The sequence below is a fragment of the Acidovorax sp. DW039 genome, assembly GCF_037101375.1.
Taxonomy (GTDB): Bacteria; Pseudomonadota; Gammaproteobacteria; order Burkholderiales; family Burkholderiaceae_C; genus Acidovorax.
This window is the reverse complement of record NZ_AP029020.1, coordinates 185,058-201,790: the sequence shown is the minus strand read 5'-3', so window position 1 is coordinate 201,790 and position 16,733 is coordinate 185,058. Positions and strand designations below refer to the sequence as shown.

The 16,733-nt window shown below is 62.1% G+C and carries 12 protein-coding genes and 1 pseudogene; 8 read left to right on the top strand and 5 right to left on the bottom strand.

Annotated features, from left to right (window positions below; all coding sequences use genetic code 11):
- Positions 1-7: 7 nt before the first annotated feature.
- The 4 genes from AACH87_RS22610 to AACH87_RS22595 form a co-directional block, all read right to left on the bottom strand.
- Complete coding sequence (locus AACH87_RS22610; protein ID WP_338799093.1) at positions 8-1,627, bottom strand: ABC transporter substrate-binding protein; 1,620 nt, start codon at positions 1,625-1,627, stop codon at positions 8-10.
- A gap of 91 nt (positions 1,628-1,718) precedes the next feature.
- Positions 1,719-3,020, bottom strand: coding sequence for an FAD-binding oxidoreductase (locus AACH87_RS22605; protein ID WP_338799091.1), 1,302 nt, complete (start codon positions 3,018-3,020; stop codon positions 1,719-1,721).
- Positions 3,021-3,070: 50 nt separating this feature from the next.
- Positions 3,071-3,736, bottom strand: a complete 666-nt coding sequence (locus AACH87_RS22600) for a haloacid dehalogenase type II (protein WP_338799090.1) — start codon at positions 3,734-3,736, stop codon at positions 3,071-3,073.
- A 210-nt stretch (positions 3,737-3,946) separates the two neighbouring features.
- A complete protein-coding gene (locus AACH87_RS22595) occupies positions 3,947-5,428 on the bottom strand; it encodes an aldehyde dehydrogenase family protein (RefSeq protein WP_338799089.1) in 1,482 nt (493 codons plus the stop codon).
- 299 nt (positions 5,429-5,727) lie between these two features.
- Between AACH87_RS22595 and AACH87_RS22590 the strand changes: the two genes are divergently transcribed.
- The 8 genes and pseudogenes from AACH87_RS22590 to AACH87_RS22555 all read left to right on the top strand — a co-directional run bounded on the left by AACH87_RS22590 (position 5,728) and on the right by AACH87_RS22555 (position 14,077).
- Positions 5,728-6,624, top strand: a complete 897-nt coding sequence (locus AACH87_RS22590) for a GNAT family N-acetyltransferase (protein WP_338799088.1) — start codon at positions 5,728-5,730, stop codon at positions 6,622-6,624.
- A 39-nt stretch (positions 6,625-6,663) separates the two neighbouring features.
- Positions 6,664-7,617: a glyoxylate/hydroxypyruvate reductase A gene (locus AACH87_RS22585; RefSeq protein WP_338799086.1), complete on the top strand. Its 954-nt coding sequence runs from the start codon at positions 6,664-6,666 to the stop codon at positions 7,615-7,617.
- Positions 7,618-7,892: 275 nt separating this feature from the next.
- Positions 7,893-9,296 carry an aspartate aminotransferase family protein gene (locus tag AACH87_RS22580; RefSeq protein WP_338799085.1) on the top strand — a complete coding sequence of 468 codons (1,404 nt, stop codon included), beginning with the start codon at positions 7,893-7,895 and terminating at the stop codon, positions 9,294-9,296.
- A 96-nt stretch (positions 9,297-9,392) separates the two neighbouring features.
- Entirely contained in the window at positions 9,393-9,887 is a 495-nt protein-coding gene (locus tag AACH87_RS22575; RefSeq protein WP_338799363.1) for an Lrp/AsnC family transcriptional regulator, read from the top strand.
- A gap of 18 nt (positions 9,888-9,905) precedes the next feature.
- Positions 9,906-10,310 carry a (2Fe-2S)-binding protein gene (locus AACH87_RS22570; protein WP_338799084.1) on the top strand — a complete coding sequence of 135 codons (405 nt, stop codon included), beginning with the start codon at positions 9,906-9,908 and terminating at the stop codon, positions 10,308-10,310.
- Positions 10,307-11,695, top strand: coding sequence for an NAD(P)/FAD-dependent oxidoreductase (locus AACH87_RS22565; RefSeq protein WP_338799082.1), 1,389 nt, complete (start codon positions 10,307-10,309; stop codon positions 11,693-11,695). The genes AACH87_RS22570 and AACH87_RS22565 overlap by 4 nt, the downstream gene beginning before the upstream one ends.
- Positions 11,692-12,885: an FAD-binding oxidoreductase gene (locus AACH87_RS22560; protein ID WP_338799081.1), complete on the top strand. Its 1,194-nt coding sequence runs from the start codon at positions 11,692-11,694 to the stop codon at positions 12,883-12,885. The genes AACH87_RS22565 and AACH87_RS22560 overlap by 4 nt, the downstream gene beginning before the upstream one ends.
- Positions 12,886-13,122: 237 nt before the next feature.
- Positions 13,123-14,077 (top strand): annotated as a pseudogene (locus AACH87_RS22555) (IS5 family transposase).
- Between the two features lie 414 nt (positions 14,078-14,491).
- Here AACH87_RS22555 and AACH87_RS22550 read toward each other — a convergent pair.
- Positions 14,492-16,729 carry a choice-of-anchor U domain-containing protein gene (locus AACH87_RS22550; RefSeq protein WP_338799079.1) on the bottom strand — a complete coding sequence of 746 codons (2,238 nt, stop codon included), beginning with the start codon at positions 16,727-16,729 and terminating at the stop codon, positions 14,492-14,494.
- Between the last annotated feature and the right edge of the window lie 4 nt (positions 16,730-16,733).

Below are 16,733 nucleotides of genomic sequence, written 5' to 3'. Positions count from 1 at the left end.
CCGTGTGTCAGGCGTCCAGCCAGACGTGCTCGGCGAACGAGTAGCCCATCAGGCCGCCCAGCGGAATGGGAGACAAGCCCTTGAGCTTGGTCGAATGGCCGTCGATGCTGGCTAGGAACAGCGGAATACCAATGCCCGCCTCGTTGTGGATCATGGTCTGCATGTCGGCATACATCTGCTTGCGCTTGGGCAAATCGGTCTCGGCGCGTGAGGCCAGCAGCAACTGGTCGAACTGCGCACTCTTCCAGCGCGATTCGTTCCAGGCCGCATCGGACTTAAAGAACTGCGTGAGGATGGTGTCGGCGCTGGGGCGCGGGTTGACGTTGCCAAAGCCCACGGGGCTGTTGAGCCAGTGGTTGGACCAGTAGCCGTCGGCAGGCATGCGCTTGACGTCGATGTCGAGTCCGATGCGCTGGCCGGCTTGCTGCAGCAGCAGCGCGATCTCCACCGAGTACATCGCCGCTGGCGAGACAACCATGGGAATCTTGCCCGTGACACCAGACTTCTGCAGATGGAACTTGGCCTTGTCCAGGTCAAAGCCGCGTTGTGGCAGGTCCTTGAAGTGGAAGCGGTTGGTTGGGTCGATAGGCTGATCGTTGCCCAGCACGGCGTAGTCCAGGGCAATGGTCTTTTTCATCTGTTCTCGATCGAACAGGTATTTCATGGCCATCGCAAAGTCAGGGCTCATTCCAGGCCCCATGTCTTTGCGCATGATCAGGTCAGAGTACTGGCCCGACTGCGTCGTAAAGATGGCGTAGCCCGGCGTGCCCTTGACACGAGCCACGGAACGGGGGTTCACCGAGGCGACCAAGTCCATACCACCCGACAGCAGCGCATTCACACGGGCCGTCTCATCCCCAATGCCAACGAACTCAATCTCGTCCAGGTAAGGTTTGCCGGGCTTCCAGTAGGCTTCATTGCGCACCACCAACGAACGCACACCAGGCTTGAATTCCTTGAGCTTGTAGGGGCCGGTACCGATGCCTGCATTGAAGTCGGTGGTGCCGTCCTTGACGATGCAAAAGTGGAATGTTCCCAGGATCACAGGCAAGTCTGCATTGGGGGCGGACAGCACCATGGTGACCTCATTGGGGCCGCTAGCGCGCACTGTCTCGATCTGGTCGGCCAGCACCTTGGCCTTGGATGCCGTGGCGGGGTCCTTGTGCCGAAGGATGGAGAACACCACATCGGCTGGTGACAGGGCCTTGCCATCGTGGAAGACCACACCCTTGCGCAGGGTGAACACCCAGGTCTTGGCATCTTGCGTGGTGAACGATTCAGCCAACGCTGGCTGGGGAGTGAGCGATCCATCCAGCGAAGTCAAACCGTTGTAGATCATGCTGCCGCGCGAGTAATCGGTCTGGTTGGACTGCTTGGCAGGGTCCAGCGTGTCGGTGGCGGCTGCCGTGGCCCCGGCCACGCGAATGCGCCCGCCGCGCTTGGGCGTCTGCGCATGGGCCGAGGTGGCCAAACTTGCCAGGCCACCCGCCGCGCCCGCCTGCATACCGCAGGCCATGAGCATGGCGAGCACATCGCGGCGAGACGCACCGCGTTTGAGCGATTCCATCACTCGCATGCTCTCGCTGGGACCGACAAGGTTCTCGAACTGTTTGTGGCTATCGCTCATGGTCGCTCTCCTGGTTGAAAAGGGGTGGGGGTCAGGGTTGTGGTTATTGAAAAATCACGCGGGGCAAATACGGCTGTCAGCGAATGCGGCATCACGCCAGACGGTCTTTGAGCCTGAAGTACAGGCCCACGGCAGGCAGAAACCAAGGGGGGCCGAAGTGGCCCGGAATGGCGGGCCAGTGGCGCCCCTGCCAGGGGTTCGCCGCCGCATTGCCTGCCATCACTTCGGCCATGCGCTCGCCCATGTGCACCGACATCTGCGTGCCGTGGCCGCTGTAGCCCATGGAATAAAACAGGCCATCGCGCTCGCCCGCTTGCGGCAGGCGGTCCTGGGTCATGTCCACGAGACCACCCCAGCAATAATCGAGCCGCACGGGGCCCAGTTGCGGGAAGGTCTCGGCCAGACCTGCACGCAGGATCTCGCCGCTGGCGGCGTCTGACTGCGGGCTGGAGATGGCAAAGCGTGCACGCCCGCCAAACACCAGCCGGTGGTCTGCTGTGAGGCGGAAGTAATGGTGGATGTTGGCAATGGTGGTGTAGGTGCGGCGCTCGCGCAGCAAGGCCTGGGCACGCTCCGCCCCCAAAGGCTCTGTGACCACGATGAAACTGCCAATGGGCACGATGCGCCGGCGCAGCCAACCAAAGCTGCCGTAGCTGCCATGGCGCGACGCACCCGTGGCCAGCAGCACCTGCTGGGCCGTGACGGTACCTTGCGCCGTATGCAGGCGGTGCACCTGCCCTTGCACGCGCTCCAGCCGGTTGACACAGGTGTTGGTACAAATGGTGGCACCTTGGCGCTCGGCGGCATGGGCCAGCCCGTGGGCAAAACGGCCCATGTGCATCTGCGCGCTGCGCTTGTACAGCAAGCCGCCATGAAAACGCTCGCTTTGCACCTCGGCGCGCACACGCTCAGCGCTCAGTATCTCTACATCAGTGTCCACACCATCTGCCACCAAGCGCTCAGCACTGCGCTGCAGCGCGTCCATCTGGTGGGGGCGCGTGGCCAGCTTGAGTTTGCCGTGGCGCAGAAAGTCGCAATCGATGGACTCCTGCTGCACCAGACGCGCCACCGTGTTCACTGCATCGTCGTAAGCGTGGTACCAGTCGCGAGCCTTCTCCACCCCCACTTTGGCAGCGACATCGGCGTAGTCCACCGCCAAGCCATTGTTGACATGCCCGCCATTGCGGCCCGATGCCTCGGGCGCTATGGTGGGGCCAGCCTCCAGCACCACCACACGGGCGCCCTTGCGAGCCAGGGCCAGTGCGGCAGACAGGCCGGTAAAGCCACCGCCCACAATGGCCACATCGACCTTGCCAGGCAGGCTGCGTGGGCCTCCCGCAGCACCTGCTGGCCACAGGGGCATGGCATCATTCCAGTACGAGTCGAGCTTCATGGTGTGGGCAGGTCAGCGATACAAAGAAGGGGGCTGGGCCATCGCGGGCGTCAGAGGCCCACCACACCGGGCAGGCCGCCAATGTCCTGGATCTCGGTGTATCCGTAGGCCGGGTTACCAGGGCCGTGGCCACGGTTCACAAACACCTTGTTCTTGATGCCGATGTCGTCGGCCGACATAAGGTCGTAGCGCAGGCTGGAGGACACGTGCAGCACATCTTCCGGGTTGCAACCCAGCGAGTCGAGCATGTACTCAAAGGCCTTGAGGCGCGGCTTGTAGGCCTGGGCTTGCTGTGCGGTGTAAACCCGATGGAATGGGGCACCCAGCATGGCCACGTTCTTCTGGATCTGGTCGTCAGCGGCGTTAGACAGGATCACCAGCGGGATCTCCTTGGCCACCTTGGCCAGGCCTGCAGGCACGTCCGCGTGAGGGTCCCAGGTGGGCACGGCGTCGTAGTACTTTTGGCCGTCTGCATCGAAGTACTGGATCCTCCACTTCTTGCACAGGCGGCGCACGGCGTTCTTCAGCACCACCTCATAGGGTTGCCAGTCGCCTAGCACTTCATCGAAGCGATAGGCCGTGAAGTCGGCAATGAACTGCTCCATGTGCTGCGCAGGAATGCGGTCGGCAAACAGCTCACGTGTCATCTCACCCATGCGAAAGCGGGTGAGCGTTCCGTAGCAGTCAAAAGTCACGTACTTGGGGCGAAAAGTCATGGTCTCGATTCCAGTTTGAACGGTCACCGACCGCAGCGGGTCGCATCCCTTAATTACCGTTTGCGACAGAGTTATTACAAATTCATTGGAGCATGCAAGGGCGCAGAACATGTTGGGAAATGGGCCCTGTCCACGCCAGAAAGTTGCGCTTTGAGTGGGGGGCTACGGCATGCCGTGCGGTGTGCACTGCATGCGTGCAGACCCGCACCATTAGTGCGCTGCAGCAAAGTCGATGAGCACGCTTTTGAAGCGCAAATTGGCCTCGACCGCCTGGCGCCCCAGGTCCTTGCCAATGCCCGACTGGTGGTAGCCGCCGGTAGGGATGACGAAGTCGGCGCTGCGCCCGTAGCGGTTGATCCACACCGTGCCCGCAGAGATGCCCCGCATGGCACGAAGGGCCCTGCCGATGTCTGCGGTGTGCACCCCGGCGGCCAGGCCATAGTGCTCGTGCGCGGCCAGGGCCAGGCCCTCTTCTTCGGTGTCAAAGGTCTGCACCGTGAGCACCGGGCCAAAGATTTCCTCCTGCACCGCAGGGTTGGAGGCCGTCACGCCCTCTATCAATGTGGGCTGGAAGTACGCACCGCCCGGCCCACCATCAAACAGGCCACCACCGCAGCGCACTTGCGCGCCTGCATCGCATGCGCGCTCCACAATGTCCAAGATGCGCGCCGCCTGGGGCGCAGAGATGATGGGGGGCAACGTGGCATCGGCATCCCAGGTGGCGCCGGGGCGCAAAGCCGCAAACCTGGCAGCAATGCGATCCACCAAGGCCTCTGCAATGCCACGCTGTACGATCAGGCGCGAGCCCGCGACACACACCTGCCCGGCGTTGCCAGTGATAGCCCCGGCAATGATCCCCGCCAGGCGGTCCAGGTCAGGGGCATCGTCAAACACCAGTTGCGGGCTCTTGCCACCCAGCTCCAGCGTCACAGGCTTGGGGCCTTGCAGCGCGCAGCTGGCCATGATGGCTGCACCCGTGCGCGTAGAACCGGTGAATGTCATCTTGGCAATGAGCGGGTGGCGCGTGAGCGCATCGCCCGTGGTGCGCCCATCGCCCTGCACCACATTGAACAAGCCCGCAGGCACACCGGCTTGCACCGCCAATTCAGCCAGGCGCACAGCAGAAAATGGTGTCATCTCTGAAGGCTTGAGCACCACCGCATTGCCTGCGGCCAATGCGGCTCCCACCTTCCAGGACATCATCACCAGCGGAAAATTCCAGGGCGTGATGGCACCCACCACCCCATAGGGCTCGGCAACCACCATCCCCAGGTGGTCGTGCCGCGTGGCAGCCACGTCGCCGCCCAGCTTGTCGGCGTACTCGGCAAAAAAGCGCAGCCCCTCCGCCGTAAATGGCACATCCCAAGCCGTGGCGTCACGCACCGGACGGGTAGAGCACACGGCCTCCAACGGTGCCAAAAGTGCCACATCGGCGTCAATCAGATCAGCCCAGCGGCGCAACACGCGGGCACGGTCACGCGGCGCGCGGCGAGCCCAGTCGCTGCTGCGCCAAGCCTGCCAAGCGTTTTGTACCGCAGCATCCACAGTGCTGGCATCAGCCAGTGGCAAGTCGGCATGCGTTTGTCCGTCAGAGGGGCGCAGCACACCAAGGCGTGGGGTGTCTCGCACCAAGCGGCCACCAATGAAGTGGCCGCTACTGACAGCGATGGAGCGGGGATCAAATAACGACATACAGGCACCCAAAATGAGGAGACAAAGAAAGCGAAATAGCGGGGAAGGCAACCGCAAGGCCAGGGGCAAAAGGAGCTGCAGCAACGCATCCCCAGCTGCGGTCGAATCAGTCACTGATGCTAGGTAGTAAGCCCCAGCATTTGTCGCCGTAAGAGCCCCGACTTCCGCAGCGAATTGCAAAACCCTCAGGCATGACAGACAAAGCTTGCAAGTTGCTAGCAAACCCTTATTCGCACTGGTGTGTCAGCACGTTGTCGGCCAAGATAGACAGCAATTTCAATGACAAGAGGTTGCCGCACATGCACTCAAAGCCCCCTTTCTCGGCACTGGAAAACGCAGTCACAGCCGAAGACGGAGTACTACTGCGACAGATGACAGAAGCCGATTTGCAAAGCGCCCATGCCTTGTCGGCGGAGCTGCGCTGGCCGCACCGCGCCACTGACTGGGAGCAAGTGTTTGTCCATTCAGAAGGTCTGGTTGCGGAGCGCGATGGACAGATCCTGGCCACCGCGCTGCGTTGGCGCTGGGGGCCAGCGCACGCAACTATTGGTTTGGTGATAGTGACACCCGCTTGCCAGGGGCGCCGCATTGGCCACAGGCTGATGAAGGCTCTGCTTGATGACATGGACAACTGCACAGTACTGCTGCATGCCACAGCCGAGGGGCGTGGTTTATATGAGCGGCTGGGCTTTGTACGTACAGGCGAAGTGCGCCAACATCAGGGAATAGCACAACCTACACCACTCATTGCATTGCCATCAGGCTGGCGCTTGCGCCCAGCAGGCCAGAACGAAACTGCCGCATTACAGGCGCTAGACATGAATGCGCGGGGCATGCCACGCCATGCATTGATAGAGGATCTTCTGACTCAGGCCGATGCCTGTGTGGTACTGGACCATGACGGTACGCAGCAAGGCTTTGCCATGCTTCGACGCTTTGGGCGCGGACACATCATTGGACCCGTAATTGCTCCTGATGCAGAAGGCGCCAAAGCACTCATTTCCCACCTGGCAGGGATGAACGCAGGTCACTTCACTCGGATCGATATTGACTTTGACTCCGGGTTGACCGAGTGGCTGGAAAACATTGGACTACTGCGCGTAGACGCACCCACCACCATGGTGCGCGGCAGCGCCCTGCAGCATCCATTGGGTGCACCAAGGATCTTCGCCCTGGTGACCCAGGCCGTGGGCTGATTTCTCTCACCCCGTATTTTTGCCTTTGAGCACCGAAGCATGAGCTCCTTCCCTCCCTTGCCAAGCGCTACTTTTCTCTATAAGTCGGATCCTGTAAGAGGACGGCAGTGGGCCGAGGTATTCCGGGCCCAGGCACCCGAAATCGATTTTCGTATCTGGCCCGATATGGGCGATCCGACCAAGGTGCGCTTTCTGGCGGCATGGGAGCCTCCAGAAAACATCTCAGAGTGTTTTCCGAACCTCCAAGTGCTGTTCTCTTCGGGCGCTGGCGTAGACCAGTTCAACTTCGCTGCCCTGCCGCCCACACTGCCAGTCGTGCGCATGGTGGAGCCTGGCATCGTGCAAGGCATGATCGAGTACGTGACACGCGCCGTGCTGGACCTGCACCGCGACATGCCCCAGTACCGCCGCCAACAACAGCGCGGCGAATGGAAGGCCGTGCCCGTACGCCCTGCCAGCCAGCGTCGCGTGGGCGTGCTAGGCCTGGGCTCGCTGGGGCAAGCCGTTCTGCAAACATTGCAAGGACTGGGCTTTGCCTGCGCAGGCTGGAGCCGCTCCCGGCACCAGATGAACGGCATTTGCTGCTACGCAGGCAACGACGAATTGCCCGCTTTTCTAGAAAAGCTCGATGTACTGGTGTGCCTGTTGCCGCTGACTGAAGCCACGCGCGGCTTTTTGAATGCAGGCCTGTTCGGTCGCCTGCCTCCGGGCGCTGCATTGGTGCATGTGGGCCGAGGGCCACAACTGGTGACAGCCGACCTGCTGGCTGCACTGGCCACAGGGCAACTGAGCGAAGCGGTGCTGGACGTGACCGACCCCGAGCCCCTGCCCCCAGCGCACCCACTGTGGCGCCACCCGCAAGTGCAAATCACGCCCCACATTGCAAGCATGACCCAGCCGCTGAGCGCAGCCGCAGTGGTGATCGACAACCTGCGCCGCTTTCACGCAAACCAGCCAATGACAGGGCTGGTGGACCGTGCACGCGGCTACTGAGGGCGCCCTAGACATGCAATCATCGGCATCCAACGTTGTGCGCGGTTGCTGCATTTCTGGGCAGGGCTACGTGCTTGCGCACCACGCCAGTGCGTACCAAACGATCTGCTGTAGCGGCCGCCACAACCGCAGGCTGCTGTGCCAAAGCCCCCCATTGCAGCACCAAGTTGAGGGCCAATCGGCCTAACCTTGTCTTCATGAAGTGGCGCAGGTAGAAGTTCGCGCCCCTTTATTTCAGACCTTTGCAAGCCTATTGCCAACCACCTTCCACTGCTATGACGCACTCCGATGCCCTGCCCCAACTCGCCGCGCTGGATGCGCTAGACCGAGCCCATCTGATCCACCCCGTAGCGCCTTGGCGTGCGCACGAAGAGCGCGGTCCCAACATCCTCACGGGCGCACAAGGTATCTGGCTAACTGACGGCAAAGGCCAGCAACTGCTCGACGCCTTTGCAGGCCTGTGGTGTGTGAACGTAGGCTACGGGCAAGAGAGTGTGGTGCAGGCTGCCGCAGACCAGATGCGCAAGCTGCCATATGCGACCGGGTACTTCCACTTCAGCAGCGAGCCCGCGATTCGCCTGGCGGACAAACTGGTACAGATCTCACCCGCATCGCTGCAGCATGTGTACCTCACGCTGGGCGGGTCTGAATCGGTAGACGCTGCGGTGCGCTTCATCGTGCAGTACTACAACGCCCTGGGCAAGCCCCAAAAAAAGCATTTCATTGCGCTGGAGCGCGGCTACCACGGCTCATCGTCCACCGGGGCGGGCCTCACGGCGCTGCCGGTGTTCCACCGGGGTTTTGACCTGCCCCTGCCCACGCAGCACTACATCCCTTCGCCCAACCCTTACCGCGCCGCCAATCCGGCCGACGGGCAGGCCATCATTGATGCGTCTGTCGCTGCGCTCAAAGCCAAAGTGGCCGCGCTGGGTGCCGAGAACGTAGCCGCCTTCTTCTGCGAGCCCATCCAGGGTTCGGGTGGCGTCATCGTGCCGCCCAAGGGTTGGCTCAAGTCCATGCGCGAGGCCGCACGGGAGCTGGACATCTTGTTTGTGGTGGACGAAGTCATCACCGGCTTTGGCCGCACGGGGCCTATGTTTGCCTGCGACGCCGAAGGTGTGGAGCCCGACCTGATGACGGTGGCCAAGGGCCTGACCTCTGGCTACGTGCCCATGGGTGCCACACTGATGAGCGACAAGGTGTATGCCGCCATTGCCGATGGCGCGCCCAAAGGCGCACCCATTGGCCACGGTGCCACCTACTCGGCCCACCCGGTGAGCGCGGCCGTGGCCCTGGAAGTGCTGCGCCTGTACGAAGAAGGCGGCGTGCTGGCCAACGGCCAGCGCGTGGCTAGCGCATTTGCCCAGGGACTGGACAGCTTGCTGGCCCATCCGCTAGTGGGCGATTCGCGCCACCGCGGCTTGCTGGGCGCGCTGGAGCTGGTGAGCAGCAAGACAACCAAGGCAGGGTTTGATACCGCGCTGGAGCTGCCTGCCCGCATGGCCGCCACGGCCTACCGCAATGGCATCGTATTCCGAGCGTTTGGCGACAACATCCTCGGCTTTGCGCCAGCCCTCACCTTCACCGAATCGGACTTCGGCCTGATGTTCGAGCGCCTGAAGAAAACCCTGGACGATGTACTGGCCGCACCCGATGTGCGGGCCGCCCTGAAAGACTGAAGCGTACCGAAAGAACACGTGTAAACCACATCGCTACAGCCCCCTGCACAGCCGCAGAATGGATGCACTCATTTCTTCAAGCCCCTGCACACCATGATGAACGAAGTCTTCAAGATCGACCGCCTGGACCTGCGCATTCTGGGCCAGTTGCAAAAGAATGGCAGGATGACCAATGTGGATTTGGCTGATGCAGTGGGCCTGTCGCCAAGCCCCTGCCTCATTCGCGTCAAGCGGCTGGAGCAGGCGGGCTACATCGCAGGCTACGGCGCCCACCTGCGGCTGGAAAAGCTGGGCGATACGCTCACGGTGTTCACCGAAGTCACCCTGTCGGACCACCGACGCGAAGACTTTGCCCGCTTTGAAGCTGCGCTGCGCGAGGTAGATGAGGTGCTGGAGTGCCACTTGGTCAGCGGCGGATATGACTACCTGCTGCGCTTTCTGACCCGTGGCGTCAACCACTACCAGGAAGTGATCGAAGACCTGCTGGAGCGCAACCTGGGCATCGCAAAGTATTTCAGCTACATCGTCATCAAGTCGCCCTTCATCAAGACGCACTGCCCTATCGAGCGCCTGTTTCCACACCAGCGCTGACCTGATCACTCACACCCCATGCCTGCACCCGCCTACACCCCACCGCCGCGCTTTGTGCGGCTGGCCGAGGCCGACCGGCCCGCCGTCCCACTTACCATCGATACAAAGCCCTGCACTGCACTGGAGGGCGACACCCTGCTGGTGGCCCTGATGTGCAACGGCCGCCGCGCCCGCGACAGCGAATTTGGCGATGGCGCGCGCGCAGGCTTTTGTTTGATGGGCGCCTGCCAGGACTGCTGGGTGTGGACGCCCCAGGGCGAACGCCTGCGAGCATGCTCCACGCCCGTGAAGGCAGGCATGGAAGTGCTGACGCGGCCGCCTGAACAGCACTGGCCGGTGACCCCAGACTTAGCCGAATCATTGCAGCGCCATGGCAAACCACAGCCTGCACGGGCAACACATGCCAGCGAGGGCCACGCATGACTGCCCCCCGCATCGTCATCGTTGGCACCGGACCAGCAGGCGTGCGCGCCGCACAGGCCCTGGTCGAAGTCGGACTGCGCCCTACCGTAGTGGACGAGAGCCGCCGCGACGGCGGCCAGATCTACCGCCGCCAGCCCGAGGGGTTCAAGCGGCCGTATAGCAAGCTCTACGGTACCGAAGCCGATAAGGCCCAAGCGCTGCACAACAGCTTTGATGCCCTGCGCCCCCACATCGACTACCGGCCTGACACCCTTGCCTGGAATCACACGGCAGGCGAGCTGCATGTGGTGAGCCAGGGCGAACCCGCAACGCTCGCATATGACGCGCTCATCCTGTGCGCTGGCGCTACCGACCGCCTCATGCCTGTGCCCGGCTGGCACCGCTCAGGCTGCTACAGCCTCGGGGCATCGCAAATCGCCCTCAAGGCCCAGGCCTGCTCCATTGGCTCGCATGTTGTTTTCATGGGCAGCGGGCCACTGCTGTACCTCGTGGCCTCGCAGTATGTACAGGCGGGGGCCAAGGTGGTGGCCGTGCTCGACACGGCACCGTTCTTCAAATCCGCCAAAGCCTTGATGGGTCTGCTCGCCCGCCCCACATTGGCACTGCGAGGGCTAGGGCTGATCCGTGGGCTGCGCGCTGCGGGCGTACCCGTACTGCAGGGAGTCACGCCCCTGGAGATTGATGGTGATGACACCCTGGGCGTACAAGCCGTGACGGTACGCACCACTCAGGGTGCCACCCAGCGCTTTGAATGCGACGCGGTGGGCATGGGCTGGCACCTGCGGTCCGAGACCCAACTGGCCGACCTGGCCCGGTGCGAATTTGTGTTCGAGCCCCAGAGCCGCCAATGGCTGCCACAAATTGACGAGGATGGACGCAGCTCCACCCAAGGGGTTTATTTGGCAGGCGATGGCACCCGCATTCTGGGTGCCGACGGGGCTGAAGCCGCAGGCCGCCTGGCCGCACTGGCCGCGCTGAACGATGCAGGTCACGCAGCGGGGCAAGCCGCCTACCGCGCACAGGCCCCAGGACTGCGCCGCACGCTGGTCACCATGGACCGGTTTCGCCAAGGGCTGATCCACGCCTTTCCGTGGCCTCACCAGCAGGCAGCCACCCTGCCCGACGAGGCCATCGTCTGCCGCTGCGAAGCCATCACAGCGGGCGAACTGCGCCGCTGCGTGACCGAGCTGGACAGCCAGGAAGTCAACCGCGCCAAGGCCTTCAGCCGCGTGGGCATGGGCCGCTGCCAAGGGCGCTTTTGCGGCCATGCAGCGGCAGAAGTCATCGCGCACACCTGCAGCATCCCAGTTGAACAGGTGGGCCGCCTGCGCTCGCAAGCCCCCGTCAAACCGTTGATGATGAACACGCGCGAGGTGCAGCCATGAGCAGCGCACACCCTCAAACAAACCCATCCTCCACCACGCATGAGAGCGATGTGCTGGTGCTGGGTGGCGGCCTGATGGGCACCACCACCGCCTTCTTTCTGCGCCAACATGGCAAGTCCGTCACGCTGCTGGAGCGTGAGCTGGTGGGCCGCCAGGCCAGCGGTACCAACTTTGGCAACGTGCGCCGCCAGGGCCGCGAGCTGCACCAGCTGCCCCTGGCCAACCGCGCCCGTGCGGTGTGGGGCCGTATCAAGGACCTGCTGGGCGAAGACGCGGAGTTTGTGCCCTACGGCCACCTGCGCGTGTGCTACACCGAAAAGCAGGCCGCCATCATCGAAAAGCACACGCACGATGTGAAGCCCTACGGCTTGCGGCTGGAGATGCAGACCGCCGAGCAGTTGCGCAAGCGGTGGGGCATTTTTGCGCCGGGAGTGGTGGCAGGCTCGTACTCGCCCGAAGATGGACACGCCAACCCTCGTCTGGCAGGTCCAGCGTTTGCCCGCGCAGCCCGCCGTGCCGGGGCGAACATCGTGGAACACGCCGAAGTGCTGAAGGTAGAGCACGACGGCCGCGGTTTTACGGCCCACACCGCCGACGGCCGCCGCTACCGAGCGCCACAGATGCTAGTAGCCTGCGGTGCCTGGTCCAACCGCATGGCAGAGCAGTTTGGCGAAGGCGTGCACCTGGAACCACGTGGCCCCCAGATGGGTGTGACCGAGCCTCTGCCCTACGCCATTGGCCCATCCATCGGCCTGTCGTCCCCCATCGAGCACGAGGGCCTGTACTTCCGCCAGATCTCGCGCGGCAACATTGTCTTTGGCGGTGGGCTCAAAGGCCCCGCCTATGCCGACCATGTGCGCGCCTACGTCAAGCCAGACAACATCCTGCGCCAGCTGCGCGAACTGCGCCGGTTTGTCCCCGCTTTCGAGCATGTACAGCTGGTTCGCGTATGGAGCGGCATCGAGGGCTACACCCCCGACTGGCAGCCCATCATGGGTCCCAGTGCCAAAGTGCCCGGCTTGCACTATGCGTTCGGCTTCAACGGCGAAGGCTTTGCCATCAGTCCCGGGGTGGGCGAGACCATGGCCGAACTGATGGCGACAGGACGTACCGATATTCCGCTGGAGCCCTACTACATAGGCAGGCATGCGGTGAAAAAAACCATCGAAGCTACTGAGCACCAAGACTGAATGAGTGCAAGAGCGCTTCCGTGCGAGCTGAGGGGACGCCTTAGCAAACCATCAACACAGTGATGAACTTATTGATGGATAAAGAGCTCATCGTTTCTCTGAGCGAAGGGGAGGGAAAACGAAAGAGTGCATATCCAATATTCAGTGTGAGTACCGAAAAAGCCTTTCACGCTAATGATCCTCTACACGAGTGTTGCTGTGATGTTTGAGCAAGCATGAAGCCCTGACAATACGTGCATGAAGCAAAGCGGACTGGCTCTGAGCAACACCACAAAATGCACGCTCAAGCGCAAGCTTCTATATGCTATGAACTGCTGGCCCCTTGGGCCGAATTAGTCTCGCTGATAGAGCCCTGCGGCCCTCAGAGGGAGCGACGGGGCCGGTAACCATTTACAGGGCAAACCCTGGTGCGCATCCACTTCATGCAGCATTGGTCCAAGCTCAGCGACCCGGCCATGGAGGAGGCCTTACACGACGTGCCAGCCTTTCGGTACTTACAGGCCTGTCACACTGGGACGAGTACATCAGCAGTGAATCGAGCATCCTGCGCTTTAGACCTGTGTTGCAGCGCCACAAGCTGGCCGATCAGATCCTCGCTACGGTCAATGCACTGCCAAAAGCCAAAGGGCTACAACTCAGAGCAGACACCATAGTGGGTGCCACGCTGATTAGGGCGCCGGCATCCACCAAGAACAAAGGTAAGCCAAGAGGCCCTGAGATGCACCAAAACAAGAAGGGTGAACAATGATACTTTGGCATGAAGGCGCACATCCGGGGTAGACGCCGAGTCTGGGCTGGTGCACAGCGTGCGAGGTACCAGTGACAATCCGAACGACGTGATGAGGCCAATGACTGCCGCATGGGCAAGAAACGGATGCATTTGGCGATGCGGTCTATCAAGGGGTTGCCAAGCGAACTGAACGTACGCTGGCGTATGACCATGCGCCCGGGCTTATGCTGGGCTTTTGACAAGCACAAGCCTGTGGATGCGCTGGTTGGCCTAAAGCGAGCATCGGCGTCAACATGGAGCACCCGGTCAGGGCGCTCAAGCAGCAGTTTTGGGTATGTGAAAGTGCGCTACCGTGGGCACAAGAGGAACACGGCACAGATCGTCACGTTGTTTGCGTTGCCAAGTCTGTGGATGACTAGCCGCAAGCTGCTTACATGCATGGTGCAAGTTCACGTGCAGTGAGCGTGATAACCGAATATCAGGGGTCAAGGGCCCCGCGCAGCGTCTGAGGGCTCCCCGCTCACGCCAATGTTACTCAACATGAGTGCTTTTAACTTCGCATATCGGTATGGCACACACAGAACCGATTTGTGAAGAGTTGCCCTATGGAGTTAACTACAACCAATCCAGGCATCAAGGTTTGGGACAGCGCCAAGGTACCCGAAAGCTCACATAGCGCTGCCGCATTGTTTCGCCACTGCCGTCTCACCCTCACGGTGAGGCGCGCTGGAGAGCAAAGCACGCAGGCCACCCGCAAGCCGGTCTTGCAGGTGTGCCACCCTCGCGCCGAGGCAAGCTCCGCTCTACCTTGCCGCCACCATCTCACGGCAATCTAACGCCATGATCAGCAAGGCATGCAAGCGTTTTGCTCCACCCTTAGTTTGGAACTGCGCGGCGCGAGCGTCCCAGACCAACTAGTCCGATCGCTGCAGTCAACAGCGAAAGCATGATCAACGCCCATTCCCTGAGTGTAGGAATGGCAGCAACTCCGCTGGGCGTGGCTGCCAGCAAAAGAGGGGCGAAGGGGTCCGCAATGGCACCCAGTGCAGTATTACTGTCTCCTACTCCGTTGTCCGTGATGGTGTATGTCACAGAGTCCCCGGTGATCGTGCCGTGCCGGAACCAGGTAGAAGCCGCACCGCTTGTCTGTGGGCCGTATTTGTAGGGCTGCAGTCCATTCAGCGTCCCTGAGGGGTAATCGATACGCACAGTGAGGGTTGCGTTAGAACACCCTGCAGCCTCAAAACTGAACACGCCCTTGGGAGCGCTCGCTCCTGCGGGTGCGCCAGCAGCCACGGTGCTGGTGAACTGCGCTGAAGAAATGGTGCATCCAGGGGGGGCGCTGATCTGGACCGCCGCGCTACCGCCGCCAGGCAGGGCAAGGGCTGGCTGGCTCCACTGAGGCGTAGCCGATACAGCGCTGGACGGGTTACTGCTGCCAGCCGCATTGGTAGCAGTGACGGTGAAGGTGTAGCTAACTCCATTGGTCAGTCCAGACACCGTGCAGGTGGTGGTCGTAACGGGAGCGGGGCAGCTGACCGTGGCTCCGCCACCAGCGGGTGTGCCTGTGACGGCGTAGCTTTGTATGGCGCTGCCGCCGTTGCTGGCGGGGGCTGTCCAGGACAAGGTGACTGCGCCATTGCCCACCACCGCTGCCAGGCCCGTCGGGGCAGATGCCGTGCCTGTCAGGCGCATCACAGTGGTCATAGTACCGGCGCCGTAATCCGTGTACGCCACATAGGGCGTGCCGTCGGGGGCGACCGCCAAGGATTGACTTGCCGCATTATCCGCAGAAAACCCCGCCGTGCCCACCGCTTGCCAGGTCGTTCCGTCAAAGCGCATCACCGTGGCCTTACCACCATTGCCGTAATCCGAGTACGCCACATAGGGCGATCCGTCGGGGGCGAACGCCAGGGATTGGTAAGACGCATAGCCCGCAGAAAATCCCGCCGTACCCACCACTTGCCAAGCAGTTCCGTCAAAGCTCATCACGGTGGTCTTTGAACTGTTGCCGCCATCCTGGTATGCCACATAGGGCGTGCCGTCGGGGGCGAACGCTAAGGACTGGTACTGCGCATTACCCGCAGAAAATCCCGCAGTGCCCACCGCTTGCCAAGCAGTTCCGTCAAAGCGCATCACTACGGTCTTACCGCCATAGACGCTGTCTTGGTATGCAACATGGGGCGTGCCGTCGGGGGCGAACGCCAAGGACTGGTTGTAAGCATAGCCCGCAGAGAAACCCGCTGTGCCCACCACTTGCCAAGCAGTTCCGTCAAAGCGCGTCACCGTGGTCCTACCACTGTTGCCGTAATCTGTGTACGCAACATGGGGCGTGCCGTCGGGGGCGAATGCCAAGGACTGATACTGCGCATCACCCGCAGAAAATCCCGCCGCATCGCCCACTACCTGCCAGACAGCTCCGTCAAAGCGCGTCACCTTGGTCTTACCGCCAGCGCCGCCATCCCGGTAAGCCACATAGGGCATGCCATCGGGAGCGAACGCCAGTGACTGATGCTGCGCATCACCCGCAGAAAACCCCGCCGTGCCCACCACTTGCCAAGCAGTTCCGTCAAAGCGCATCACGGTGGTCTTTGAACTGTTGCCGCCATCCTGGTACGCCACATAGGGCGTGCCGTCGGGGGCGAACGTTAGGGACTGGTTAGACGCCATACCAGCAGAAAACCCCGCCGTGCCCACCACCTGCCAAGCAGGGCTGTTGTAGGCAGCCATGGCTTGGGTAGTAAAGCTGGAGCTGACCGTATCCGAGCCGTTGGTGGCGCACACGGTGTACGCCTGCGACTGCAAAAGGCGGCGCACGGTGTAGTTGCTGCTGGTGTTGGCAGCCAGTGCCAAGCTGCCCTTGCTGTACGCAGCATTGCCTGAACCATCCACCCCAGCCTGGGTTTGGGCTGCACTGCCGCAGCTGCCAGACCGCAACAGCACCCATGAGCCCGTGCCTGCGCTGGTCGAGTTCAGCGTGAGGGTGGCCATACCTGCTGAGACACTGCTGGGCGTGACCGTCATGGCCGCTTGAGCTGTGCCGCCCAATAAAGTAGCCGCCCATGCGGCGATGCGCAGTGCGCAGCGAGTGAGGGGAGAAAACCGATGGTGCATGAAA